General features: G+C 40.1%; 29 protein-coding genes. 17 read left to right on the top strand and 12 right to left on the bottom strand.

Going from position 1 to position 25,521, the window contains the following annotated elements; genetic code table 11:
- Positions 1 to 167: 167 nt before the first annotated feature.
- Positions 168 to 956, bottom strand: coding sequence for a hypothetical protein (locus tag BMX56_RS02395; RefSeq protein WP_255369750.1), 789 nt, complete (start codon positions 954 to 956; stop codon positions 168 to 170).
- A 213-nt stretch (positions 957 to 1,169) separates the two neighbouring features.
- Between BMX56_RS02395 and BMX56_RS02390 the strand changes: the two genes are divergently transcribed.
- Positions 1,170 to 1,436, top strand: a complete 267-nt coding sequence (locus tag BMX56_RS02390; protein WP_090640116.1) for a helix-turn-helix domain-containing protein — start codon at positions 1,170 to 1,172, stop codon at positions 1,434 to 1,436.
- Positions 1,437 to 1,600: 164 nt separating this feature from the next.
- Here BMX56_RS02390 and BMX56_RS30010 read toward each other — a convergent pair whose 3' ends face one another.
- The gene (locus BMX56_RS30010) at positions 1,601 to 1,741 is read right to left on the bottom strand and encodes a hypothetical protein (RefSeq protein ID WP_177183689.1); all 141 of its coding nucleotides are present in this window, start codon (positions 1,739 to 1,741) and stop codon (positions 1,601 to 1,603) included.
- A gap of 74 nt (positions 1,742 to 1,815) precedes the next feature.
- On the opposite strand from BMX56_RS30010, the gene BMX56_RS02380 reads away from it, so the two are divergent.
- Genes BMX56_RS02380 through BMX56_RS02370 form a run of 3 tightly spaced genes read left to right on the top strand, consistent with a single transcriptional unit; the run spans position 1,816 to position 3,779 of the window.
- Positions 1,816 to 2,286 (top strand): hypothetical protein, encoded by a 471-nt coding sequence (locus tag BMX56_RS02380; RefSeq protein WP_090640110.1) that lies wholly within the window; start codon positions 1,816 to 1,818, stop codon positions 2,284 to 2,286.
- On the top strand, positions 2,268 to 2,819 hold the full coding sequence (locus tag BMX56_RS02375; RefSeq protein WP_090640106.1) for a BfmA/BtgA family mobilization protein: 552 nt from the start codon (positions 2,268 to 2,270) through the stop codon (positions 2,817 to 2,819). Before BMX56_RS02380 ends, BMX56_RS02375 begins: the two co-directional genes overlap by 19 nt.
- 12 nt (positions 2,820 to 2,831) lie before the next feature.
- Positions 2,832 to 3,779: a DUF5712 family protein gene (locus BMX56_RS02370; protein WP_090640101.1), complete on the top strand. Its 948-nt coding sequence runs from the start codon at positions 2,832 to 2,834 to the stop codon at positions 3,777 to 3,779.
- A gap of 88 nt (positions 3,780 to 3,867) precedes the next feature.
- Here BMX56_RS02370 and BMX56_RS02365 read toward each other — a convergent pair whose 3' ends face one another.
- Entirely contained in the window at positions 3,868 to 4,434 is a 567-nt protein-coding gene (locus BMX56_RS02365) for a hypothetical protein (protein ID WP_090640097.1), read from the bottom strand.
- 641 nt (positions 4,435 to 5,075) lie between these two features.
- Here BMX56_RS02365 and BMX56_RS02360 point away from each other — a divergent pair.
- The 3 genes from BMX56_RS02360 to BMX56_RS02350 are packed head-to-tail and all read left to right on the top strand — an operon-like array spanning position 5,076 to position 10,284.
- The gene (locus BMX56_RS02360; protein ID WP_090640092.1) at positions 5,076 to 5,651 is read left to right on the top strand and encodes a TlpA family protein disulfide reductase; all 576 of its coding nucleotides are present in this window, start codon (positions 5,076 to 5,078) and stop codon (positions 5,649 to 5,651) included.
- 1 nt (position 5,652) lies between these two features.
- On the top strand, positions 5,653 to 8,895 hold the full coding sequence (locus BMX56_RS02355; protein ID WP_090640086.1) for a SusC/RagA family TonB-linked outer membrane protein: 3,243 nt from the start codon (positions 5,653 to 5,655) through the stop codon (positions 8,893 to 8,895).
- An 18-nt stretch (positions 8,896 to 8,913) separates the two neighbouring features.
- A complete protein-coding gene (locus BMX56_RS02350) occupies positions 8,914 to 10,284 on the top strand; it encodes a RagB/SusD family nutrient uptake outer membrane protein (protein ID WP_090640083.1) in 1,371 nt (456 codons plus the stop codon).
- Positions 10,285 to 10,364: 80 nt separating this feature from the next.
- Here BMX56_RS02350 and BMX56_RS02345 read toward each other — a convergent pair whose 3' ends face one another.
- From BMX56_RS02345 to BMX56_RS02335, 3 genes are all read right to left on the bottom strand, one after another.
- Positions 10,365 to 10,802, bottom strand: coding sequence for a hypothetical protein (locus BMX56_RS02345; protein ID WP_090640076.1), 438 nt, complete (start codon positions 10,800 to 10,802; stop codon positions 10,365 to 10,367).
- Positions 10,803 to 10,921: 119 nt separating this feature from the next.
- Positions 10,922 to 11,206, bottom strand: coding sequence for a hypothetical protein (locus BMX56_RS02340; protein ID WP_090640072.1), 285 nt, complete (start codon positions 11,204 to 11,206; stop codon positions 10,922 to 10,924).
- Between the two features lie 403 nt (positions 11,207 to 11,609).
- Positions 11,610 to 12,566: a helix-turn-helix domain-containing protein gene (locus tag BMX56_RS02335; protein ID WP_090640063.1), complete on the bottom strand. Its 957-nt coding sequence runs from the start codon at positions 12,564 to 12,566 to the stop codon at positions 11,610 to 11,612.
- A gap of 1,351 nt (positions 12,567 to 13,917) precedes the next feature.
- Between BMX56_RS02335 and BMX56_RS02330 the strand changes: the two genes are divergently transcribed.
- From BMX56_RS02330 to BMX56_RS02320, 3 genes are read left to right on the top strand one after another with little or no spacing between them, the layout of a single operon-like run.
- Positions 13,918 to 14,121, top strand: a complete 204-nt coding sequence (locus tag BMX56_RS02330) for a helix-turn-helix transcriptional regulator (RefSeq protein WP_090640057.1) — start codon at positions 13,918 to 13,920, stop codon at positions 14,119 to 14,121.
- Positions 14,114 to 14,437: a HipA N-terminal domain-containing protein gene (locus tag BMX56_RS02325; protein ID WP_090640051.1), complete on the top strand. Its 324-nt coding sequence runs from the start codon at positions 14,114 to 14,116 to the stop codon at positions 14,435 to 14,437. The genes BMX56_RS02330 and BMX56_RS02325 overlap by 8 nt, the downstream gene beginning before the upstream one ends.
- A 3-nt stretch (positions 14,438 to 14,440) precedes the next feature.
- The gene (locus tag BMX56_RS02320; RefSeq protein WP_090640046.1) at positions 14,441 to 15,364 is read left to right on the top strand and encodes a HipA domain-containing protein; all 924 of its coding nucleotides are present in this window, start codon (positions 14,441 to 14,443) and stop codon (positions 15,362 to 15,364) included.
- A 220-nt stretch (positions 15,365 to 15,584) separates the two neighbouring features.
- Here BMX56_RS02320 and BMX56_RS02315 read toward each other — a convergent pair whose 3' ends face one another.
- The 4 genes from BMX56_RS02315 to BMX56_RS02300 all read right to left on the bottom strand — a co-directional run bounded on the left by BMX56_RS02315 (position 15,585) and on the right by BMX56_RS02300 (position 17,565).
- Complete coding sequence (locus BMX56_RS02315) at positions 15,585 to 16,571, bottom strand: type II toxin-antitoxin system HipA family toxin (RefSeq protein ID WP_090640041.1); 987 nt, start codon at positions 16,569 to 16,571, stop codon at positions 15,585 to 15,587.
- Entirely contained in the window at positions 16,568 to 16,897 is a 330-nt protein-coding gene (locus BMX56_RS02310) for a HipA N-terminal domain-containing protein (RefSeq protein WP_090640037.1), read from the bottom strand. Before BMX56_RS02310 ends, BMX56_RS02315 begins: the two co-directional genes overlap by 4 nt.
- On the bottom strand, positions 16,897 to 17,112 hold the full coding sequence (locus BMX56_RS02305) for a helix-turn-helix domain-containing protein (protein WP_090640031.1): 216 nt from the start codon (positions 17,110 to 17,112) through the stop codon (positions 16,897 to 16,899). The genes BMX56_RS02310 and BMX56_RS02305 overlap by 1 nt, the downstream gene beginning before the upstream one ends.
- Before the next feature lie 237 nt (positions 17,113 to 17,349).
- The gene (locus BMX56_RS02300) at positions 17,350 to 17,565 is read right to left on the bottom strand and encodes a helix-turn-helix domain-containing protein (RefSeq protein WP_090640026.1); all 216 of its coding nucleotides are present in this window, start codon (positions 17,563 to 17,565) and stop codon (positions 17,350 to 17,352) included.
- Between the two features lie 257 nt (positions 17,566 to 17,822).
- Here BMX56_RS02300 and BMX56_RS02295 point away from each other — a divergent pair, with 257 nt between their 5' ends.
- The 7 genes from BMX56_RS02295 (at position 17,823) to BMX56_RS02265 (ending at position 23,229) form a co-directional block, all read left to right on the top strand.
- Positions 17,823 to 18,110, top strand: a complete 288-nt coding sequence (locus BMX56_RS02295) for a helix-turn-helix domain-containing protein (protein ID WP_090640022.1) — start codon at positions 17,823 to 17,825, stop codon at positions 18,108 to 18,110.
- Positions 18,107 to 19,369, top strand: a complete 1,263-nt coding sequence (locus tag BMX56_RS02290; protein WP_090640018.1) for a site-specific integrase — start codon at positions 18,107 to 18,109, stop codon at positions 19,367 to 19,369. The genes BMX56_RS02295 and BMX56_RS02290 overlap by 4 nt, the downstream gene beginning before the upstream one ends.
- A 132-nt stretch (positions 19,370 to 19,501) precedes the next feature.
- Complete coding sequence (locus BMX56_RS02285) at positions 19,502 to 20,134, top strand: metallophosphoesterase (RefSeq protein ID WP_218152366.1); 633 nt, start codon at positions 19,502 to 19,504, stop codon at positions 20,132 to 20,134.
- A gap of 292 nt (positions 20,135 to 20,426) precedes the next feature.
- Entirely contained in the window at positions 20,427 to 20,900 is a 474-nt protein-coding gene (locus BMX56_RS02280) for a RipA family octameric membrane protein (RefSeq protein ID WP_090640013.1), read from the top strand.
- 160 nt (positions 20,901 to 21,060) lie between these two features.
- On the top strand, positions 21,061 to 21,627 hold the full coding sequence (locus BMX56_RS02275) for a hypothetical protein (protein WP_090640009.1): 567 nt from the start codon (positions 21,061 to 21,063) through the stop codon (positions 21,625 to 21,627).
- The gene (locus BMX56_RS02270; protein WP_090640005.1) at positions 21,627 to 22,754 is read left to right on the top strand and encodes a helix-turn-helix domain-containing protein; all 1,128 of its coding nucleotides are present in this window, start codon (positions 21,627 to 21,629) and stop codon (positions 22,752 to 22,754) included. The genes BMX56_RS02275 and BMX56_RS02270 overlap by 1 nt, the downstream gene beginning before the upstream one ends.
- Positions 22,735 to 23,229 (top strand): PIN domain-containing protein, encoded by a 495-nt coding sequence (locus BMX56_RS02265; protein ID WP_090640001.1) that lies wholly within the window; start codon positions 22,735 to 22,737, stop codon positions 23,227 to 23,229. Before BMX56_RS02270 ends, BMX56_RS02265 begins: the two co-directional genes overlap by 20 nt.
- Here the strand turns inward: BMX56_RS02265 and BMX56_RS02260 are convergent.
- Both BMX56_RS02260 and BMX56_RS02255 read right to left on the bottom strand, forming a co-directional pair.
- Positions 23,226 to 23,570 carry a dATP/dGTP diphosphohydrolase domain-containing protein gene (locus tag BMX56_RS02260; protein WP_090639998.1) on the bottom strand — a complete coding sequence of 115 codons (345 nt, stop codon included), beginning with the start codon at positions 23,568 to 23,570 and terminating at the stop codon, positions 23,226 to 23,228. The two genes, BMX56_RS02265 and BMX56_RS02260, sit on opposite strands and share 4 nt — an antisense overlap.
- Positions 23,563 to 24,645 (bottom strand): hypothetical protein, encoded by a 1,083-nt coding sequence (locus BMX56_RS02255; protein ID WP_090639994.1) that lies wholly within the window; start codon positions 24,643 to 24,645, stop codon positions 23,563 to 23,565. The genes BMX56_RS02260 and BMX56_RS02255 overlap by 8 nt, the downstream gene beginning before the upstream one ends.
- Between the last annotated feature and the right edge of the window lie 876 nt (positions 24,646 to 25,521).

Below are 25,521 nucleotides of genomic sequence, written 5' to 3'. Positions count from 1 at the left end.
AGTTAAACAAAATGACTACGTTCGGCGGATAACGTCTAACAACTATGGACTAAGATGTTTAACGAGAAACACCAAATAATAGATAACTATTTATTATCCTGCATTGGTACCCGTCATATATCAAGTTCGAACAACACCATTTGGTTCGTGATTTTTTCTTTGAAAATCTAAAAAGCCTTTCTTCGATAATTCGGCCAGGCACTTACCTGTCCAATCAATGTATTAGATTTCAACTTCGGATAATGCAATTCCACATATTTCTTAAAAGACCTGATCGTTTCCATATTATCCCATTCCATAGCCGTAAGGCAAAGCATAGGCCATTTTTTGGTAGCCATCATAAAGCTATATAATTGCAGATAAGGTGGTGCCTTTTCAAATGCTTGCTCAAGAAGCTCATCATATAAAACACTGTTAAACACTTTTCTAAAATCCATGATTAGATCATAGGTTACCAATTTCAGGGTGCCCCATTTTATTAATTCCGCCATGTGTGGCATTTCCCTGTTATCAAAGAACAGGTACAGGAAAGTGATAAAATCGAATTCCGTCACATCACAAAGATCCTTACTCAAATAAGCATAATTTTTTTTAAATGCCTCCAATGAAAATCCGTCCTTCATTTTATCAATGACAAAACTGATCACTTCGTTTTCCTTTTCGATGACCTGTTCCATCTGAGGCCCTTTTATGCTACCATCTGGCATTGCCATACTGTACCTAGGTTTGGAGAACAACTCGAAATAATAACTCTTAAAAAATATGGTCTTCCGCTCAAAAGTTACCTGCACATATAAAGGATATGTAAGCTGTCCGTGAAAGTCAACCTGCTTCAGACGGTCATTCAGGTAGGTTTTGTAACTGATTTTATTCACTTTTTTAAAAAAATATTTTTTGATGCTATTTGGCTGCTTTTGGTGTTCACTGCTTTTAATTAACCAATGATTATTTATCAAGCTTAACCAAAAATAAGCAAACAAAATTAAGTTGCTTTCTGATTGAACAGGTCAAAACTAATCATTTGTTTTGACATATTTTATTTTATCAAAACAATATTTTATATTTGATTTATGCAAAAGCAACTGCAATTCAATCAATTGCGAATTAGGGGAAGCCATTCTCATAAAGTAGCGGGTGGCGAGACACATGATCACTATTAATTTAATACAATGACATCAAATGAATTAGTTACAAAAGAAGATCTGGAAGCATTCGAGAAAAGACTCCTGGAAAAAATAGAAATTATTCTTCAGCCGGGAAAGGGACAAAGCAAGCAATGGTTAAAGAGCAAAGATGTGAGAAAGCTATTAAACATTTCACCGGGTACTTTACAAAACCTGCGCATCAATGGTACGCTTAGTTATACCAAGATTGGCGGTATGATGTATTACAAACTGGAAGATATTCATAAAGTACTGGAAGGAGGTAAACATTGAAACCAATAGTTAAAACAAAAGAAATGGCTGCCTATGCCGAGCGAGTAAGGCAAATGGGTAAGAATCCGCATCTGCTCGCTACCCACGTAAGCATGTATGCAGCTTTGTTTGTCTGCTGGCAACGGAGTGGGTATAGTAACCCGTTTCCGGTTAGCCGACAGTTGCTAATGTCCTATAGCCGAATCGCATCCACCGCTACCTATCATAAATGTATAAAGGAACTGGAAACGTTTGGGTACATCTGTTATTACCCATCTTATCACCCGGTAAAAGGCAGCCTGGTTGAGTGGCCAGAGGATAAGCATGATAATAGATCGGCTGATCACTTGATCTAAGGATAGCAAGATCAGTTGATCACATTATCTAAAGATCGTTAGATATGTTGATACCCAGATACGAAATGAACCCACACAACGAATACTTCGCCCCCAATAGCGAAACGCTATTTCCAAGAGACTTTAAAAACGAAGACATCTCTAATGCAATAACCTGTATTCGCAAATCAAATAATTTTATGCAGAGTAATTGTTCAAGTCCGTTTTTGAAGTTTAGCAGCAATAACTCTATCAACTTTCCTGTAGCAGCGATTTGGAGTGTGCGACAGACAAAACGTCCTTTTCTTCTTGGAAGAAAAGGAGCAAGCGGAAGTTGGGCAGAGCCCTACTTTGCTTGCCATTTGCGCTGCAAATGGGGTTTTGCGTATCCTCCGGGGATACTTTACCGCGTTTTTACCGGCAAAAAAGAAGAAAACAGGATACCCGGCGGTATCCTGTATAGATATTTAAAGGCATATCCTGTTATACAGTCTAATGCCTCGTTAAAAATTAAACGATGGAAGATATTAATGTAAGATCAGTAAGGTACCCAGTTTCCGTTGATCAGAAGTTTGAAAAGATCGCCCTTAAACTGGGCCGCACAAAGCGTCTGCTTTTTATTCAGATGGTCGATTATTTCTATAAAAGCAAGAAAGATCCTATAGACCTGAATGATGAACTGCTAAAAAATGCGCTGATGAAGAACCATCAGCAGTACATCGGTTTTATTAGGGCACAGGAAACTATGCTGCTCATTCCCATCAAAACAGAGATGGATAGGGTTTCCCAATCACAGGGAAAGATCATCGACCGCTTTAATTCCGAAGTGCTGAAGCATAATGTGGATGTGTTAAATAACCTGCAAAGCCATGCTAAAGCGTTCGGGGAAGTAGCCCGCGTCATGGATGCGATCTTGAAGGCTATGAAAAGTAAGGAAACCTTGAAAGAACAGTTCTTGTTTATTCTGGATGGTTATATCAGATCCAGGGAGGCTTTTGGCATGATGACATCGGGCAGGGAAAAAGAGGAACTGATCGCCATTACGAAAGAGCAGATCAGGTTATTATAACGAATCGACTTTATGTTTATCAATATTACCGATAGTAAAGAAGCGGCTAACAAGGGCAGCAGCAGTGGACTGGTTCATTACCTGGAAAAAGAGAACCGGATTTATATTAAGGATGAACCCGAGTATTGGTTCAATGGGCAACAGGTCAGAATAGATCCATACGTGGCTATGCGGACAATAGACAACAATATCGCCAAATTGGGGAAAGACGATGCGAAATTCTTCCTGCTTAATATCAGCCCCAGTCAAAAAGAGATTACCTTTTTAAAGGAACAATACGGTGAGGACGGAGCCAAAGATCAGATGAAAGGCCTTGCTGTCAGGGTGATGGATGCCTACGCACAGAATTTTAAACGGGAAGGCATTAACAGTCACGAAGATTTGATATGGTTCGGGAAGCTGGAAAACTATCGTTATTACACCCATAATGATCCGGAGGTTAAACAAGGTATCAAAAAACGGGGAGATCGTAAGGAGGGCGAGCAAATGCATGTGCAGGTCATTGTCAGCCGGAAAGATGCAACCAATAAAATCAAACTTAGCCCGATGAATACATCAAGAGGGAAGAATGAAGGCCATTCTAAAAAGATGGGACAGTTTGATCGGGTGGCTTTTAAACAATGCGGTGAAACACTGTTTGATGAATTATTTGAGTTTGATAGGCAACTTAAAGATACATTGGCCTATGCCAATGCACAGAAAAACGGCAGCCTGGCCGAACGGGTGCAGATGGAAGCCCAAAATCAAAAAGAAGCCACACCCTCAGGTACCAGCCTTGCCGATGATCAGTCCGACATGGACTTAGCACCAGGCATTCATCCATATTCTGCCACCATAGACCAGTCTTTTGAAGATTTCATCAGCCCTATCCATGTCGACATAAAAGATGATGTGGATGATGAGGCTATACATGGGAGAAATCGCCATAGGAAAAGACAAGCGAGGACTAATACACGGTGAGAATTTAAATTCTTAATATATACTCTGTGGGGATTAACTTGTCCTATTCTGAAGGTTCATTTAGTTGTGTAAAATGGATCTCTCCCTATTACTTTCTAAAAAACACATCCACTATTCTGCTACCGAAACCGCCATCTCTTAACTTGAGTGGACGCTTCTCACTAACGAGTTTGTTTTTTGCAACGAGGTAATGGAGAATCTGAGATAAATCTTTACTGGGATATTGTTTTCCAATTGAATTTAAGTTTTCAATTATCTCCCATAAGTAAACAGGTTGGTTGAATATAGGGTATTTTAGAAATTCGTATTCAATAAAATAGGATGTTTTAATGTTGTTTTTCGTCTCAGAAAAATATTCAACATTTCCTGGAAATTCTTTTCTGAAATTTATAAGACTAGCCGCTTTGTCAAAATTGTTGGGGATTTCATAATCTAATCTTATAAGTTGCCATCCTTGCAATTTGAAGGGCTTTCCTAATTGATTGGCTATAGTCTCCGTTAGTGTCCTGTTACCATTAATTAGTGCGTATATATGGCTTTCAGATATATTTGTAATTTCAGATAAGCCAGTTATTGTTAATCCACTGTTTTTTAATAACAACAAAACTCTTTCGCTAAGCAGCGCTAAATAATTTGACTGTTCATCCTTATCCATTTTGTAAATGGATAAAACATTTCGTCATAAAAATTATTCAATAATATTGCTTTTATAAGCGTTTAGGCTTATATTTGTTATAATGATCAAATCAGCTATATAAGATTATATAAAATAACTCCTCAATATCAACGGAGGTATTAATTAAGAGTCTCGCTTGACAAATTCTCACAATTACAAGAGCAGGGACAATAGGTTAATGCCCACGGCAATATTTTGTGTATTTTTGAATACACTGTAGTGTTGTGGGCTCTATTGTAAATCCGTGCTCAAGGCCGTGAGAAGCCCGTCAAGTCGGTATTTAGAGTCCACAATACTATAGGTAAATCTCTATAATCCTTGAGACTCGTATCAACCATACGAGTAATGAAAAAGCAAATAGAAACTACATTCTTTAATAGAATCTGCATTTTTTTCGAAAAAGGAAAGGATCATTGGTTTGTTTCCCTTAAAAAGTCATTACCATTCGGTATCAGTCCCCAGCAAATGCTTTTCCCACTAAAGCCAAAAGCCCCTATATAATAATTCCCTTTTTTTAACAAGCGTCATCGCTTAAATTTCTGATTATCTAGCCACCCGTATACCGGGCATAGAAGCAATTTCCCATAGCCGGTGTACGGGTTTTTACCCCTCAAACAACCATGCAAAAAACGCTACTCATCATAGTACTGGCCGCGCTTTGCCTAAATTTTAAAGCGAAATCACAAACGTCGGATAAGCCCATTACCTCCCTGGCGATTGGCGACACAATTCCTGAAGCCGTATGGCACATTTCATTACAGAATATTTACCAAACCGGTAATAAAAAGACGATTACGCTAAATGATTACCGGGGCAAAGTAATCATCCTGGATTTTTGGGCGACATGGTGCGGAACTTGCATCGCAAGGTTCCCGCATGTAGACAGCCTGAATAAAGTTTACCAGGACCAGGTACAATTTATTTTAGTCAACACTTCCAGCCGTGACAGCAATGAACAAAAGGTTCGGGCCTTTACAATCCGCTGGATAGCTAGTCATCAGGAGATTTCTGTTCCGATAATATTTCAGAAGAAAGTGTTCAATAGCTATTTCCCCTGCCACGTCCTGCCTCATTATGTTTGGATAGGCGCTGATGGGCGAATAAAGGCTATTACAGAATGGACGCTGCTAAACAAACAAAATATTGAAAGTTTAATTGCGGGTTTGCCTTTGAACCTGCCTGTAAAGGTTTGGTAAGATGGAAATGCGCATAACCCACACACCATACTCAAAATGGATACCAGGTACCATTTTGCTATGCCTACAATTGGTATTTTCCTTGGCAGTTTTCGGACAGCAGAAGTCATCTTTAATTTTAAAAGGACATATAAAATTACCCGATGGATTGCAACTTCAGGTTTCAGTTGGATCGCCCAAAAATGGCTATACGAATAGCGATAGTGCAGGGAATTTTTCTATACCAGTTCGTGTCATACCTGATACTTTAAAGTTTTCAGCTGTTGGTCTAAAAACGCAATATGAAGTAATCAAAACCCCTCTAAGCTTTCTAAACATAACAATGGAAACCGCAACGCAAATGCTTAATGAGGTGGTGATCAATACAGGTTATCAGCAAGTTCGGGCGAATGAAATTAATGGTTCTGTATCGCAGATCAATGAAACTATGTTCAATGCCCGTCCCGGAACAAATATTTTAAATCGTTTGTTAGGACAGAGCACCGGTTTACTCCTGAATATTGGCAAAAGCAATGGTAACCCTCAGAATACAACTAATTTGTCTATACGGGGATTAGGTACCATAAACGGTCCTTTAGACCCGCTGATCGTGCTTGACGGCTTCATTTACGAAGGTGATATCAGTAATATTAATCCTTTGGATGTTGAAAGCGTATCCCTGTTGAAAGATGCCGCCGCGGCTTCCATATGGGGGTCAAGAGCAGGTAACGGCGTTATTGTGATCAGTACAAAAAAAGGTCGCTACAACCAGCCACTTGCCATAGGATTTAACGCTAATGTAATCGTTCAGCAATTACCTAATCTCTATGCCCTCAATCAGATGTCTTCTGCGGATTATATTGATGTGGAACGCAAAATGTTCAATGCCGGATATTTTGATGACCAGATTAATAATAGCCCCTATCAGGCGCTTAGTCCAGCGGTTGAAGTGATGCTGGCTCAACGTTCGGGAAAAATAAGTGGGTCTGTTGCAAATGCCCAGTTGGATGCGTTAAGCAAACAAGACAGCCGGAGCGCTTACCTCAAAGAGTTTTATACACATGCCATCACCCAGCAATACGGGCTTAATGTGCGTGGTGGTGGCAGTAATTATAAATTCCTACTTTCAGGTGCTTACGATAAGGTATTGAGCGAGACTTATGCAAAGAACAATAAGTTTAATATCGGTTTGACGCAGGAGTTTAGAGCCGGAAAAAATCTCACCTTGTCTGGTCGCGTTTATTTTACATCACTTGAAACAGCATCCGGCAGACCTGCATACAATTCACTCAGCGTAGGCGGAAGAATACTGCCATACTTATCATTCAGGGATGCGCAAGGAAATGCCTTACCATTAGCATCTGCTTACCGTGGTGCCTATACTGACACTGCCGGTAATGGCAAACTGCTTGATTGGAAGTATTACCCGGCTGATGATTACCTCCACAATATGGTCAATACGAACCGGTGGGATATTTTTGCCAGTACAGGCTTAAAATACCATTTGACCAGTTTTCTTAATTTCGACCTTTCATATCAATACCAGCGTCAGTATGATGAAACCGTAAGTCTGTCCGATGCGCAAAGCTACCAGGCACGTAACCTGATCAACACCTATACTCAACTTAACCCGACAACTGGCATCCTAACATATCCGGTGCCGTTAGGTGGGATACAAACTCTTAGCTTGGGTAATGTATCATCGTCCACTGCAAGGGGGCAATTCAACCTGAACAAGACATTGGGGCAACACAGTTTGACTGCAATTGCTGGTGCGGAAACGAGATCGGCAAAAACCGATGGTAAAAGCGCCGCGTGGTACGGCTATAATGGCGATCCCTTAACCTACAGCAACATCGATCTTGTAAATGCCTATCCCGAATTTTTAACGGGCAACTATAGTCAGGTCGGTTCAGGCAATAATCTTACAGCTACGCAATACCGGTTTGTGAGTTTATATGCCAATGCCGCTTATAGTTTTAAAAAACGATATACTTTGTCTGGCAGCGCCCGCAGGGACGGCTCTAATATTTTTGGTGCCAATACCAATGACCGGTGGAAGCCGCTCTGGTCTACAGGGTTAGGCTGGCTGCTTTCGGGTGAACCTTTTTACAGGTTGGACTGGCTACCGGAACTTCGGATAAAAGCTACTTATGGCACAAGCGGCAATGTGGATTTAACACGGACAGCGCTACCTGTAGCTTCTTATGCTACGAATAACGTTACGGGTTTACCAATAACCCGAATTTCCAGCATAAATAATCCTGATCTGAAATGGGAACAGTTATCTCAATGGAATATTGGCATGGATTTCACATTAAAAGACAGGCGATTACAGGGTTCCGTTTCTTACTTTGTAAAGCATGGCACCAATCTGTACGGGCCTGCTTTGTATGATTATACAACCTGGGGAGGCTCACAGGAATTGATCAGGAACATAGCAGAGATGAAAGGCTACGGAGTTGAGACGGAACTGCATGCTTTAAATCTGCAAAGATCAAGCTTCAGGTGGCAGGCAGATATTTATTTCAATTTTAATATGTCTAAAACAGTCACGTATAACAACAGCTATACTACCGGATTGTATAACATACTAGCGTCTGGCACCAGCATAACCCCTTTAGTGGGAAAGCCGTTGTATGCTATCGCTGTCTATAAATGGGCCGGACTGGACGCCGCAGGCAATCCGCGAGGATACCTGAATGGCAAGCCCAGCATAGATTATACTGCAATGGCGTTGGAAGCCAGCAGTAGCGGTGATAACCTCCTTTATGTAGGGTCTGCGACACCGACCTATTATGGCAACCTGATCAATAGCTTTTTCTGGAAGGGGTTCAGTCTTTCCTTTAATATGAGCTACAGGCTTGGCTATTATACCATAAAACCAACCATTAATTACAGCAGACTTATTGCGAACGGCACCGGGAATAGCGATTATGCCTTACGTTGGCAAAAAGCAGGTGACGAAGCGCTCACGACTGTACCTGCGTTTGTCTATCCGGCGAATCAGGATCGGGACTATTTTTATACTGCTTCGCAGCCAAACGTAATTAAAGCCGACAATATCAGGCTGGATTACATCAATCTTGGCTACCGGCTGGATCTCAGCAAAATGAAACTTCCTTTCCGCAGCGTAGACCTGTATGCGAATATGCAGAATGTGGGTATTATATGGCGCGCAAATCATTTGGGCCTCGATCCTGACTACCTCAATACGCTATCTCCGGTAAGAAGTTTAACCTTCGGATTGAGAAGCAATTTTTAACATAAAAAGCAATCGTTTATGAAAAGATATCATGTTATACAAGTTTGGATGATTGCCATACTTGTCCTATTAAATACCTCATGTAAGAAATATTTAGATGCAAAATCTGATGCTAAACTGGTCACTCCCCAAACATTGCAGGATTTACAGGGGCTGCTCGATGATGCTAATTTAATGAATCTTAAAACCACTCCTGATTATAACGAATCATCTGCAGATGATTATTTCTGGCTACCTGCTACATTCAATAGTCAGCCAGTAAATGCACAGAATTTATATCAATGGATACCTATCCAGATACGATACGGAAATGACTGGAACCAGGCTTACCTGCCAGTGTATAACGCAAACCTGAGCCTTGAGTTATTAGCGAAGATTCCGCAAACAATGGCAAATCAACAACAGTGGAATAATGTCAAAGGTTCGGCCCTGTTTTTCAGGGCTTATTACTTCCTCTTGCTAACCATGGAGTATGCTAAAGCTTATGATGAAAATACGGCTGATACTGATCTTGGGATTGTGCTTCGTTTACAATCCGATTTTAATATACCATCAACAAGGGCATCGGTAAAGGCTTCTTACCAACAGGTCATCGCCGATCTGACCGCATCGCTTGATTATCTTCCCGATTATCCGCTGAAACTGCTCCGGCCATCGAAAGGCGCAGCAAATGCTTTATTGGCCCGCACTTACTTATACATGCACAAGTATGATCTGGCTTTGACCTTTGCAAATAAGGCTCTGGCGCTGAATAGCTACCTGATGGACTATAACGGTGATAGCTATATTGGTGCACTTACCACAAATGTGCCATTTAAGAAGCTGAACGGCGAAACTATTTTTTATACGGAGATGGGGGCTACTATCGCCTTACATTTGACGACACGGGCCCGGATCGATAGCGTGTTGTATGGAAAGTATAATACAAATGACTTACGTAAAACAGCCTTTTTTAAGGCCAATAATGGGTATCAACAGTTTAAAGGGAGCTACGCGGCAAGTGCCACTACTTTATTTTCGGGTATCGCAACAGACGAACTTTACCTGACCAGGGCAGAATGTTATGCATATCAGAGTGATGTCGCATCAGCAATGAATGATCTAAATTATCTGTTGAAAAAGCGGTGGAAAAGCACGATAGCTTACACACCCATGACGGCTACGGACCGGACTGACGCTTTAACAAAAATCCGTCTGGAAAGGCGTAAGGAATTATTGATGCGCGGACTTCGCTGGATGGATATTAAGAGATTAAATAAGGAAGGCGGGAATATTGTGCTAACAAGAAACATCAACGGCAAAATAATCACATTACAACCTAACGCAAGTTATTATGCACTTCCTATCCCTGTAGATATCATTGAACAAAGTGGAATACAGCAGAATTAATTAAGGGCTTGTTTAATAAATAAGGAGGTACGGCAAATAATTTGCCCCACCTCCTTTTCGCTACTGTGGAATTTGCATCGTTACGGATGCTCCGCATTTGAGATACTCATCCCTGCATCGGCGGAACCTGTTACATATGCAGTGCTATAAGTTGGATTTAATGTAGCGGTTAAATTAGTCGATGTTTTCAACGTCGGCGCTGTCGACGGATTGTTAACATAGCTGGCATCAACCTGGATGGTACATGCCTGAGCATTTACCCCCGAACAGGTATTACCATTTGGATCATATGCCCAATTGCTTTCATTGGTGACATCGCTCACACTGTAGCTCGGGCCATTGTAATAAAACGTATATGCCGCAAACCGCTTGTGCTTTTTTACTGTAGCAGCTTTTGCTACCTTTTTAGTCACTTTTGGTTCAACGGTTTTGTTTACTTCGGCTTTCACTGCGAAGCCGATACCTATAATTGCAATAAATGAAATGGCACGTAGCCATTTTTTTTGTGAAGTTGCCATAGATGAGAAGATGCATTTTTATGGTAAATGCGTACCTTTAATTTGAAAATGTGTCAAAACCCGGCCTGTAGATGGTCGGCGAAGACCAAAATGGCTGTCTGTTTCAGATGGCCATTTTATTAATGACAAGTCAATCCCTTGTTATTAATATTCTGTAAACTTCCGTGTTCGCCGCAACGCTGGAACAATGCAAACTTGCGACGGTGCGTAATCCTGTTAGCAATTCTCTTTCGGACGTAAGCACAGTTCAGGAACGGCACAGGGAATATGATTTGAAACCATACCAAAGCGGCGATGTATGTTCTGATGAAACGGATGCAAAGCGTTGCCATAGTGGCCAGCATGATCTTTGAGGTATAATCCTCGGCCATGTCCCTGATTGTTGCTGCATCTAACGTTTTCATCTTCTTTACATTTTTTCCTAATTGTGCTTAAACAACACTGGTGCAGCCCTGGCACCACCTGCCCTTAACTTTGGCACTTTATCGATGTTACCTTCGTCCTTTGCATGAGTTCCGGGTGGACTCTTACCAGTACCGGCCGGTTTTTACATAGATGACTTTTGCTATTGGGGTCGGCCATCTTAGTTACTCCTGCTTTTCCGCCTTTGGAATGGGCGTACATCACCCGGCACTCCCCTTGCATATTTTTGCAACAGTATTGATTGTCGCGTTTAGTAAATCTCGGTATCTGTTTTCCCAAAAAGCATAAAAAAACAGAGATAATGAGCATGGAAAAACACTAAAAGAGGTAAGTTTTTTTATGCCTGTTCTTGAGAAAAAAGAGAAAATGGGCATAAAACAAGCCCTAAAGACTATCAGAAGGCGGGTATCCGAAAAATTTCTTGAACTGTATGCGAAAACTTTGCACATCCTTATATCCCACTAACATATATACTTCATTGGTGGATAGCTGGCCCGCTGCAAACAATTGTTTTGCCTTCTGTAAACGCAGATTGATCAGGAATGCATGTGGTGTGGTGCCAAATTCTTCTTTGAAGTTTTCGATCAGTGTTTTCTCCGTGATATGAAAAGTCCGGATCAGTGTTTGGTTGCTGAGTTCGGAGTCTGTATAATTTTTTTCCAGGAATTCCTTAACGCGGTAGGCCGGTTGTTCCAATTTAATTGAAACCATTTCGTCATATTGGGCCAGCAATTGTTTGAAGAACCGGAGCAGCTCTGCTTCAATATCAGCTGCCTTATGATCATTCAGCTCGTATAACTGGAGCAATGTCCGGTAGATCGGTCCTGCTATCGGGAATCGGGGCATATGTCCATATAAAGAATTGCCATTATCGAGGTCAAAAACAAATGCCTTTAGTTGGGGATATTGGCCGATATCTTTTTTCAGCCACTCCATTCTTGGAGCAATGTAAAAGATACGGTGAATACCGGGCTGCAGGTTACCGAAGTATTCGCCTGGTTTGTTGAAAGTAGCATAGCAGGAACCCTTGTCTGCTTCGGTAATGAGCGTACCATCGGGAGTGGAAAAACGAATGTACCCCTCCAGCATGAAAAAAAGAAACAGGGCTGATTCCTCCACCTGGTAACTCAGAGACAACTCCTTGTCCAGTTTAAATTCATACAATTCAATATAAAACAGGTAATGGCTATGATACTGGCGAAGTAATGTACCCCCTTCCAGTCGGATCAGCTCGGCATCGGTATAGTTTACCGGGTAACGACTGTACCCTGGTGGTTTTTGACGAATGGGGCTCCGGGAAATAACCGGAGAAGAAAAATATAAGATGATAGGGTTTTTCATAGGCTTGCTAAAAATCTGGCTGCCTCCTATCTGTATCAGGAGTCTGCCTTAGATGTGTTTAATCATAGATAATTTTAATATTGCAATAGCTTATTTAATTAAGCTGCTTAATCTCGGCGTTATTTATATTCAAAAGTGTGACATGCGTAAATATTTTTTTTCGGATTGAATAAATGCATTTTTTTAATGCGAAAACAGTGGTAAAAGGGTGGTGACTTTTGGGGGCGAAAAAGGGAGCAAACACCCAATAATTTGCCTGATTATCACTTCAACGCCAACAATTATTGCATAAATCGGCTCTTTTGGGGTTCTTCGCGATGAAAAAAGTAAAAATAGTTACTACCCTTTACCCCTGTAAAAAAAATTCTTCTCTCTATGACAGCAGTTTCATCATAACCGAACCATTTATTCTGATATGTATCGGGAGAATCTTCCGGCGAAGTATCCTTTTAATTTTCTCCTATTTATCTGTTTCCTTATTTCAGATGATCGTGCACTTATCTTATCTACCCTTTTCTTTGCAATTTTTAGCTAAAGCGTTAACACCGTATTTTATCAGATTAAAGTTATGCTCCTGAAAATCTTTTATCAATCGATTACATTACAAAATGAGTTGATCTACATTACAAAAAAGGTCGTTCTACCTTAATAAATGGATTAATATACATCACAAATGAAGTTGCTTTACCTACCCTTTTTTCACAATTTTTAGCTAAAACGTGAGTTTTATCCCATCTGGTTAAAGTTATAGTATGGATGTTCTTTTGTCACTAAACAAAGGTTCAGAACGTATTTAACAAAGGATAAAATCGACATTACCGATTGTTAATTGATCAATTAACAATTGGGTTGACTTATTACTTTTCTTATTCGCCGAATATTTTGCACTTTTTATCATCCCATTATTGGCTACCTGAATATTGTGTGTTGACAGAAGCCCTGCTGAAAAATCGCTCTCCTAATACCTATAATATTCAATACACATTAATACAAAAACACTTTCCGTTTACACCATAAATTTCAACGATCCGTTCGGGATATGCTAAACGTTTATCGAATAATTTAAAACTTTAACTTATAGGATTTGTCACTGAGAAGTGTGTAGCGATGCTGATTCATCAGGCCCCGTTATTTGAAAATCTAAATGGTAAAAGAGCGTCCAATACTGGTACTCTCAGTACCAGTATTGGATTTTTTTTAAACTGACCGCTAATCCCGATAGGGTATAAAACAAGCATAATTTTACTATATAGTCCCGATAGGGTATAATTATGACATTAATAGAAGGTATGATCCCGATAGGGTATAGTTAATAAATTTAAGTTATATTTGTACCCGAAAGGGTATAAATATGTTGTCAGAGTATTTGAAGAAAAAAAGGAAATCACTAAATCTCACACAGGAAGACCTGGCATCTAAAGCGGGAGTCGGACTTAGGGTCGTTCGTGAGATGGAACAGGGAAAACCAACATTGCGGATGGATAAAGTGAATCAGGTGTTGATGTTATTTGGCGCAGAACTCGGAGTGGTATTAAAAGTAAAAAATAATGAGTAGGAAAGGTTTGGTGTATTTTCAGGACACGCTGGCTGGTGTACTAGCGGAAACTGATGATGGTTACGAATTTACTTACCAGGCTGATTATTTAGAGAATAAGAACGCAAAGCCGGTAAGCTTAACGCTACCATTGTCAACCCGGAAATATGAAAGTAAAGTATTGTTTGCTTTTTTCGATGGCTTGATACCGGAAGGTTGGCTGCTGGATTTGGCAACAACACACTGGAAGGTCAAAAGCAATGACCGGTTTGAATTATTACTATTAACATGCAGGGATGCAATCGGAGCTGTAACGGTTATTCCCGAAATAGATTAAGCTATGGCAAATTGTTGGTTTTGTTATCAGGATGCAGGTACATCGTCTTATCATGAAAAATGTTCAAGGCGATTTTTTGGTACGGCTAAAGTACCTGAGCTGGAATTGAATAATAAACTTTTGAAAACGTTGGCAGAACAAACCATCAACGAAAGGATCGCTGTGACCGGAGTTCAGCCCAAGCTTTCTGTTACCCTGGAAAAGACGAAGGGACACAACCGGCTGACAATTGTAGGACTTTGGGGAGAATACATACTTAAACCGCAGCATCCTGATTTTTCGGAAATGCCGCAATCAGAAGATCTGACCATGCATTTGGCAAGCCTATTTAAAATGCCAACTTGTGATCATACTTTAATGGAGGCGTCAGACGGTAGTTTGGTTTATCTTGCCCGGAGGTTTGACCGGGTGAAAGGCCATAAAGTTCACATGGAAGATTTCTGCCAGCTTTCTGAATTTTTAACGGAAAATAAATACAAGGGCTCTTATGAAAAGATCGGTAAGCTTATCCTGAAATACTGCACTCAAACTGGTTTTGATGCGCTGACTTATTTTGAACTGGTTTTGTTTTCTTTTTTGACAGGCAACAATGATATGCACCTGAAGAACTTTTCTGTACTATATACGGACGAGGGGGTAAGTCTAAGTCCCGCCTATGACCTGCTCAATGTAAATCTTGTTAATCCACAGGACGATGAAGAATTGGCCCTGACAATAAACGGCAAAAAGAAAAGAATTGGATTATCTGATTTTGATGTGTTGGCTAGAAGCATGAATATACCTGAAACCGCCGTTAGGAATACGTATAACAAATTTTCCTCCAGTAATAAGGAGGTTAGTAAGATGATTGAAGCATCAATCCTGAGCCCCGAAAAAAAGACACTATACCTGGAAATTTGGAATAAAAAACAACAGTTGTTTAATTGACAAGCCACAGTTATACATTGTGGATTTTCCTCTGGTGAGAAAAAAATAAATCCTTATTCACCGCAGTCGCGAAGATAGCCCACGCCGGAATCAAACGTCAAGGGTGCACAAGCGGGCCGTTGTGTCCGCTTCCAGCGGTTGGCCCGCCCTTGACATTTGATCCGGCTAAGCGCTTTTGTTGCTTAAGCGTTGAATAAGGCTCGGTTGTTCACAAGCTTTCCTAATTCTTTTGCAATTGTTTGAGCCGGCCTTGATAGGATTGCCAGTAGTGCCGTTTTGCGGTTTCGTCTAAGAACGAGGAAAATGTGAACCGCTCAACAGCGTCTGATTGTGAAACCATTAATTCCATCATTTCATTAAATACTTTTTCCGCGATACCTGCTTCCCTGGCCAACACACTGAATTGATGGCTTAATTTACCTTGTGCCATGTTTTTTGGTAATAGACCGTCATCAAGTGCGAAGTCCCGGTCGTTTATATGGACGCGACTATTCAATAGATCATAAGCAGGGCTGAGACGGTAATCGCCAAGCGGCGTTTCCAGTAACGAGAAATTCTTAAAGTGAGCATCTCCATTCGAGAATAAATAATTGAAAATTAATAGTTTCAGTAGCTTTGGTGCTTCGAGTTTATATGCCGGCACGAATTTTTCCATCAATTGGAATAGCTCAAGGTAATTTCCTTCGTATTTGTAATGTTCACCGTGCGTTTGAGGTGTCCTGCCTGCAAGCGAAGCAAAATCATCTTGCGCCAGTTTGCTGCCATCCGACTTAATGTCGAACCGCTTGGTAATATATGCAGGCGCGCCATTTTTAAAAAAAATCAGGGCATTCTCGGCGGTTTCAATACCGTAGACCTGGCGGGCGATTTGCATTGTTACATGCTCATTTGCTGGCATCTGATCCGATTTTCGGCCAGCATTTGGAATCGGTTTAAGAATATATTTTCCGCGCTCCCCCTCGCTAATCAGCCTAAGTTTGTTCTTTTCCAGCAAGACCGAGAATTTCTCTTGTACACCTGAGATGGACATTCGTTTCCTGTTTTCTTCAAATAATTCATCAGTTTCCGGATTAGAAGCGGGTGAATCGTAAGGTAGAATGTGGCTGACCTTTTTGCCATTGAAAACTCGGACGAGACAAGTACGGCTATAAGTATCGTAACCGGGCGCTAATGTGCCGGGACAATATTCAATTTCTGGTATACTCATTCGTTTTCAATTTTATGTATGGTTACCGCGCCGATGGTATCGTTTTTTGCAATAGTGATCAATAACCCGAAATAATCATCCAGGTCCAGGCGGTTGAGTTTACACACGACCTGTTTATTGGAGCCTTCCGGCAGCATATTATAAAAAAAGGGGAAAAGAAATTCGGAATGATATGCTTGGTGTCTTTTTGGCAAAGTAAGGCTAATGGCCGCTTTGCCCGGATCGTCGACCCAGGAAGGATGATACGTAAATGAGAACGATCCATCGTCATGCTGGGTTAATGTACCGGCTGCTTCATCTTTAAATAACACTTGTGCCGTTCTCATTAATTATTCGATTTCGTCTTTATTTTCAGGGTTATTTCGAGGCCTAATGCATCTCCAAGTTTTTGCAATGTTATTATGGTTGGATTTCCTTTGCCGCTTTCGAATTGCTTAACGGTTCTCAATCCTACGCCCGACAATGCTGCCAGCGTTTCTTGTGTAACCTGGAGTGACTCCCGCCGCTCCTTTATCATCTTTATAAGTTTTTCAAAGTGCATTATGTTGCTCCATTTATTGCAAATATATTATTTATAGTTGTAATTGTATTAAAAAGTGCAGTAAATTACACTTTTTAATGTAAACTTCAGGCTTTGCAAAAAAGCCAAGCAAAAAGTGCAGTATATTGCTCTTTTATAACGTAGATTATCTACAGAAGCCTTTTGTTTTCATGTATATTGCCAATTAAAGTTATGTAAATTGAAAGTTTTTGTTCCGGCTAACCGTTCGTCCGGCTATCAGTTTTTCAGTTTAATATCCTTAAACAAATGGTTTAATAATTCTAAAGGGGCGGTGTCAATGGCTAAAGCAACCAGGTACAGCTCATCTGCTCTGAGTTTTGCAGACGGGTTCATCGAAAGTTCGCTCAGCCTCGATTTACTAATTCCTGTCTTACGGGAGATCTCCGATTTATTAACAGATTTTTTTGCAAGAAATAATCCGAACTCTGTCATAAATAGTGATTTTCGATACTGATTTATGACTTTAAAGTACAATTGTTTGGGAAAGCTAAATAATTTCATTGAATATGTTTAGAAATTCTGTACATTTGTTTGGTTAATCAAAAACAATATAATTAAATATGATTAAAACCTGTAAGGAATCATTAGCAAAAAGCTTTAGAATTTAAAGCTGTTCATCCATAACAAACTGTTCGTTTGATCAAATGAGCAGTTCATAAAATCAAATACATCAACTTAAAAACTTTAAAATGAGTCCCGACGAATTACTGACTAAAAAAGATCTGGAGCTTTTTAAAAAGGAGCTCTTTGAAGCACTGAGGCCATTCCAGGAGGCTCAGGGGCTACCGCAGCAAAAATGGCTGAGAAGCAGTGATGTCAGGAAAATGCTCAGAATATCGGCCGGGACATTACAGAACCTTCGTATTGCAAGAACATTAAGCTATAACAAAGTAGGAAAGATCTTTTTTTATAAGGCAGATGACATCGAAAAAATGCTGAACGGGGTTGAAAAAAAAAGTCCGAAAAAGAAATCTTGAGTCCGGCGCAATCCCAAACCTTTAAGGTACTGTTCTTTTTAAAAACGTCGAAAAATAAGGAGAGGTCAGATTTCTATATTTATATCAGGATCACTGTAAACGGTAAGCGGGAGGATTGGTCCACGCAGCGCCGCTGTGAACGACAGGAATGGGACAAATATACCGGCAGGATGAAAGGAAATAAGGAAGAAACAAGGGCAACAAATTCCTGGCTTGATACATTAAGTACCCGTGCACATTCATGCCGGCAGGATCTGTATGCCGCCGGAAAATCATTTGAACCGGTACATATCCGTAAGCTGATGCAGGGTGAAGAATTAGATCCGCCAAGGATGCTTTCTGAAGCATGGAACTATCATACCAGCCAGATAGCAGGTCTGCTCGGAAAGGATTATACACCGGGGACACTGGCCAAATACAAAACAGTACATCGAGTATTAAAGAAATATATCAAACTTAAACACCAAAGTGATGATATTCGGCTTGACGATATTGACTATCGCTTTGTCAGGGATTTTGATTATTACCTGAAAACAGATTATGGTGTCAAGATCAATACCGCTGTGCAAATGGTTAAAAAGCTAAGGACAGTAGTGAAAATAGCCTATGAGATCGGCTGGGTGAAACGCGATCCTTTTATCGCTTACAGGGTAAGACATGAGGAAGTTCACCGGGAATACCTCAGCAGCGAAGAGCTGCACCAGCTTGCAACGAGAAAGTTTAAGCGGAAGCGCCTGATCGTGGTCAGGGATTTGTTTCTGTTCAGCTGCTATACCGGTCTTTCTTATGCTGATACCGTTAAGCTGAAAAGAGCAGATATTTTAAAAGGAGAGGACGGAGGCCTGTGGATTCAAACCTTTAGAATGAAGAATAATAACCGCGTCCGCATACCGCTGCTTAGCCCTGCACTTCGGCTGGTTGAGCATTATAAGGATTATCCTCGTCCGTTTGATGAAGACTTCATGCTGCCTAAAGTGAGTAATCAGAAAGCAAATGCGTATCTGAAAGACATTACCAACTTAATGGGCTGGACGAAACGGCTGACGTTCCATTGTGCACGGCATACTTTCGCCACTACGGTGACACTGACCAATGGCGTTCCAATCGAAACGGTCGGCCAGATGCTGGGTCATAAAAGCATTCAAACCACCCAGCTTTATGCACGGGTAACTGATACAAGGATCAGCCGGGATATGAAGCCACTGAAGAAAAAATATGTCGGGCAGGAGCTTTCCTTGACGGACATTATGGATGAATAGACAAATATTAAAATCAGCGGAATTCAGCTATAGCGAAAACCGTTGTTAAATAAAATATGAGAGAGAAGGCACCTGTATAATCTGAGCATGCTGAATTTCATCATATCAATAAAAATTTAAATTATAAATAGTATGCGTTTACAAATTGCATCAGATCTGCATTTAGAGTTTCATGAAAACAGGGAGTACATTAAGCTTAATCCGCTTAAAGTAGAAGGAGATATTCTTTTACTTGCAGGAGATATTGCCACGCTGAGGAATTTGGGTCTCTACCGGGACTTTTTTGATTTCGCAGCAGACAACTACAGGCACACTTACTGGGTTCTGGGTAATCACGAATATTACAATTCCGATATGGCGAACAAATCAGGTGCATTTAGGGAAGCTATCCGGCCAAATGTAACCATGCTCAATAACTGCACCATCAGGCTGGAAAATATCCGTCTGCATTTTACGACCCTGTGGTCTGATATTTCGGCATCGAAGGCATGGAATATTGAACGAGGTCTGATGGATTTTCATTTAATCAAATTTGAGGGACAGCGGCTGTCAGTGGAACAGTATAACCGGATGCATGCTGAATCCATAGCATTCCTGCATTCCGCTTTCCAAGGTAACCGCAAAGAGGATGAAAAGCATATCATCGTCACCCATCACCTGCCTACATTTCAGAATTATCCTGCTAAATATCTCGGCAGCCCGCTGAATGAAGCTTTTGCGACCAATCTGGATGAATTTATTGAATCATGTGGTGCCGACTACTGAGTATATGGTCACAATCATGCTGCAACCGATGACTTTCTAATTGGAAAAACGAAACTTGTGACAAACCAGCTCGGCTATGTTCACCACAATGAACACAATACTTTTGACAGCGGCAGACTGATCAGCCTGGATTAATCCAAATTCAACCGTTTTAAAATTGAAAAGACAAAAGCAGTTGAAATTAATGTGTCGAACATGAATACGGGGTAGCATTGGCTAGCAAATATTGGGCTGAATGGAAAACTGCTGAACGATTATGTTAGCTTTATGATAACATTACAACAATTATCGAATGAATATCCTTACTGAAAAAGAATGGCTTGATCTCGCTTGGAAATATTTCCAACAACATTCTCAACAGCGCATTTCCTATTTTAATTTCTTCATCGTGTTTTCCACAATACTGACCAGTTGTTTCGTTAGCACTTTTCAAAGTTCCTTTCTACTCCCTCGGCTGGGTATCGTTCTTGGAGGCTTGGAAGTACTTATTTCCTATATTTTTTTGAAAATAGATATCAGGAATAAATTTCTGACCCGACAGGCTGAAAAAGTAATCCAGGAAATGGAATATCAGTGCAACTTATCAGGCGGCGAGTCTTATTCGCTGTTTACCGGAGTTGCAGAGGCCACGGCCAGCTTAAAGTTGGAGAATTCCGGGAAATTCTTTTTGAAAAAACACTTAACACATGGTCAGGCCTACCAAATCATTTACGGCGCTTTTTTATTTTTAGGTATTGCAATGGTGATTGGTTCAGCGTTCAGATAATTGGCAACTTTAAACCAAACAGCTATTCGCCCTGTGTCTTTTGCTGATAATTAGTAAAATAACTACTCCTCTGATTTTTAATAATTTAGCAAAATATTAAAATATCTAAAAATTTTAGCATATTTGTTATAAGTTATTCTTTTACATAGACTTAAAACAAATGAAAGGCTATATCTATACCATGTTTAAAGGGGCTGATCCCAGTGCGGGTTGGGAGATGACTGATCCCATTTACAATAAGACTCCAACCATGGGAGCTTGTCGACCGGATATCAGAAATAGAGTTGAAAGAGGTGACTATATTTTTTCTATAAGCGGAAGAGTGATCGACGTCAAGCCACATATCGTAGGTGCTTTTTCTGTGGACGATAAGATTAACGCACTGGCCGCTTTTCAAAGATTCCCTGAAAACCGAATGCAGCTTGACGAAAATGGAATATATCACGGAAACGTTATTGTCGATGCCAATGGAAAACCTCTTGAATTTGATTATCATAAGAATCAGGAACGAAGAATAGAAAATTACATCATTGGCAAGGATTCCATTTATTTCGAAGAGGCGGAACAAATTAAAAAAGCTAAGGATGAAACCGTATCTGTACTAAATGATATATTTGGAAAAAACGAGGATAAGGTTCATAAGATCATAGGCAGATGTCGTAAACTTGATTCAAGCCAGGTAAATGACCTGCTGAGTTGGATGAACCGCATAAAGGCAATTCATTAATGCAAACTGTAATTAGCAATATTTTGAAATTCAAGGTTTCTGTCGAAGACCTATCAAAACGATCTGGCATTTCCCTAAACCGCATTACTGATATATTAAGAGGAAATGATGATCCGCTCATTTCAGAGGTCAGAGCAATTGCAAAAGCACTTAAGGTTCGTCCAGAATTCCTGCTTTCTGATAACGAAACTTATCAAACTGTGAACGCGCTATTCCGGAGCAATATCACTGATAAGAACGATGCTATATTTGATAAAATATCATATTTGTTATCAAATGCACTGAGCATTTTAGGAAACGATAAACCAAAGAATATTTTAAATGAGGTTTTCCCTAAAGTAGATAATACCTATGAGGGGATCATTAATATTTCGACTGTTTTTCGCCAGGTCTATTGCAACTCTGATTTCATTTCGCCACTATTAAATCTTCCCGAGATAATAGCAAACGAACTTAACTGTGTGTTGATGATATCCGAAATAGGAAATTCTATAGATGGAGTATCCGCAATTCTTAATGATGTTCCCTTCATTATCATCGCACCTCGTTTTAAGCCACGTATGTTATTTACATTGGCGCATGAATTAGGCCATTTGATTGCACATCACACTGACTCTGACAATTATGCAACTGCTGACAGCTCATTTAAGATGAAGAAGCGAAGAAGTGGTGAGGAGGTTTTTGCACATCATTTTGCGTCTGAGATTCTTTTACCTCAAGAGGGTGTGGCTTATACCTTAAAACGTATTAGAGAATTATTAGCTATTTCTGGCGATCATTTTGGTGAAATAGAGTTGCTTTATCTAAGCAGAATTTATGGGGTAAGTTTTGAGGTGGCTGCATTACGTTGCGAGAATTTAGGAATAATTCCGCGGGGTAGCGCGGCCTCATTATATGAAAGCCTGGTTAAGGAGTTCAAAGGTCCTGAGAAGCGTGCCGAACAACTTGGTATACAAGAACGCCAAGAAATCTACTTTCCATCCGTTTCTTCAAATCTTATGCAGCCTATAGTTAATAAGATTAATACAGGAGAGTTATCTCTCGGGAAAGCGGCAGAATTACTTTCTATTCCTACTTCAGATATTATTAATTATAATTCTCAGGACGGTGGATATAGTCTTAGATAGCAGTTCAATTTTTAATCTAATCAATGGAGATTGTATTGATAACTTGCTTTCGATAGAAGATCATGATTTCTATGTCGGCGATTTAATCTTTGATCAGGAAATATTGAACCCTCTTCAAATGGCGATCATAGAAACACTTATCAACAAAGGCCTGATTACTCTATTAAACTCAGAAGTAACCGCGTCCCGCATATTAGAATTACAGGCAAAATATAACCTTGGATTAGGAGAAACAGAATGCATGGCCATCTGTAGCGCCAAAGGCTTTACTATTTGCACAGATGACCTGCGAGCAAGAAATTGTTCCAAAAAGGAAATTGGTAAAGAATGTGTTATAGGATCATTATCACTACTTCGCGATGGGGTAAGAAGTCATATTATTACGTGTAAAGAAGCTATAGATAAGTATATGTTGATGAGGGCAAAAGGAGGATTTTTACCTGCCGGTTTAAATACGGACTATTTTTGTTGTTAGTTCTCACTTTTCTTAGGATAATAAACCGGTCTGTCATCCTTGCCTTTTGAGATCAGGTACATTTCCAAAAGAATCAGGATACAGGCACCTGCATGGGCAAGGTGATCTTTTTTACTTTCTTCATCCTTGTTTTTGCCTCTCCAAAAGGCCCACAAGTGACGTAAACAGGCATTAAAATACCTACTCCAATTAATGCCTTCACCTGCGGCCCAGTTATAAGCCTCGTACTTTTCTGCTCCAAAAGATAAGGCTCCACATATTTCTTCCAATGCCAATGACGGTAACAAATGGTGTTCTGCTTTAAGGCCATCAAATTTGACCGCTTTTCCTTTTTCAGTCATAATTTAAATTTTGGTGAATTTTATCCAGTGCCTGTAACTTGGCCACGATAGGGTTACTAACAACGCCTTTATAACGAGTGCCGTCATCGAACACATTGCCACAATGTTCACAATCATGGGTTTTATGTGGCTTAAATGCATTCTCACCCTTGTCGAAATGTTCTTTGCTACATTTTGGGCAAGCCAGGGAGACAACAAACTTGCCGAGGAAACCGAATGACTTTTGCACCATAAAGAATCTGACCATTTCCGCATCAAGCAAAATGCCATCGATTTCGACCGTCCCGTAAGTATCGTCGCTGAAAGGCATGCCACTTTTCTCTTTAAAAAGATGTACATGAATGCCGGCTTCTTCTGCGCGTTCGGCCGTCCAGATAATCGCGGGGTTAGATGCCCAAATCTGTATTCCACCGGGATAATCCTCTTGCTTTATTCTAAGCACTCTGTCTACGTTGATCAGTTTACGGTTTGCCAGCCGCTCCTGGAATATTCCCTGTAGGTAAACGATCGGATTCGATATGCCCGGTTCCGTGTCGATGAAATCTCTTCCACAATAAGTGCAGAAATGCTTTTTATGATAATGGACGGCAAACCAGTCTGCATCAATATGCGGCTTTTTACAATGCTTGCAGGTGATAACCTTGATTTTTCTGTCAAATAACACGGAGGCTGTATATGCACAGGCCGTATACTCATCTATCATGATCCATTGTTCGTCTTCGAACAAAGTGCCTGGCACCTTTATGTAAACCTCTTTAAATGTTTTATCCACCTCTTTTTCTGCATCCGGTGTTTTGCGGAGATGTACATGTACACCTTTTTCAGGAATAACCCGCTTGCTGTCATAGACGGCTTCTAAAGACCCCCAAACACCAACTCCACCTCTGTATTCATCAATATCAATATATATTTTTTCAGATTCGATGATTTTAGGCATATTGGCTTTTATACACCTATCCATTTTCGCCCCCCCTTCACCGCGTGCGGAGGCGAAGTGTGTGAAACACCACCAGTTTGGGTAACCATTTCGCAACTTCGTCTCTGCCTTTATATTGCAAATATTTTTATCATCCATTATCATTAATGTTTTTACCGTAGGCGGAGATAGTTATTTCCTGTTTTATTAATTGGTATTAACACTTATATACTCTTAACCAAATGGTTTCTAATACTTTCAGCTTAACAAATATAAGCGAAAAGTGTCAGCTTAAGGGTTTTCTTAAGCATTCTTTCGAGCTGGGTTAAATAATTATCTCCTTTTCTGTAGTATGGTAGCAGTATGAATAAATAATGTAAAATAAGATAGGTGAGAAGCCTTGGACACCGAAATTATTTATGAGTTATTGAGTTGTCATCAAGGTCAAGCTATTCTTGAAAGGTTTTTCGTTGAATCACCCAACCCTGCCTTTTTACGCAGCTTACGTTGTTGGTTACTTAAATAAATGCAAACGAAATGACTGGTTCAATACGACAAAAAAAGGGGCCATTAATGAACAAATTATTGCAATAATTTGTATTTTCGTATAGTAAGATTTGTATGTAATCTGCATCAAAAAAGATTGGTTGGTAATTCGGTGTGTAGAGAATTTAAACCATATAAAATATTGTAAGCCAATTGGTTAAAAATCGGGTTCGATTCCCCTACGGGCTACTAAAAACGCTGATTTCATACAAGAGATCAGCGTTTTTTGCGTAATGGGGCGCGCAATAGGTAAAATTCTGATAATACCGAATGACGCGGAATGAAGCCGAAACGCGATTATTCCACCTTCAAAGCCCAACATTAAAATCACCTTACCGAACAACCGAACACTTAAAAAGATTGATTTTGATAGTGACGGGATTGAGTTGCTCAATCAATTTACCCAGGATCAAAAAGGGTAAAATTTCATCATCAAAGAAAAAACTTTAAGTTCTGACGCTGAAATTAAAAGTTTCATCAAATCGATTT

The sequence above is a fragment of the Mucilaginibacter sp. OK283 genome, assembly GCF_900110415.1.
In the GTDB taxonomy this organism is placed as follows: Bacteria; Bacteroidota; Bacteroidia; order Sphingobacteriales; family Sphingobacteriaceae; genus Mucilaginibacter.
Note: the sequence above shows the minus strand (reverse complement) of the source record. Positions and strands in the feature narration are given on the sequence as shown.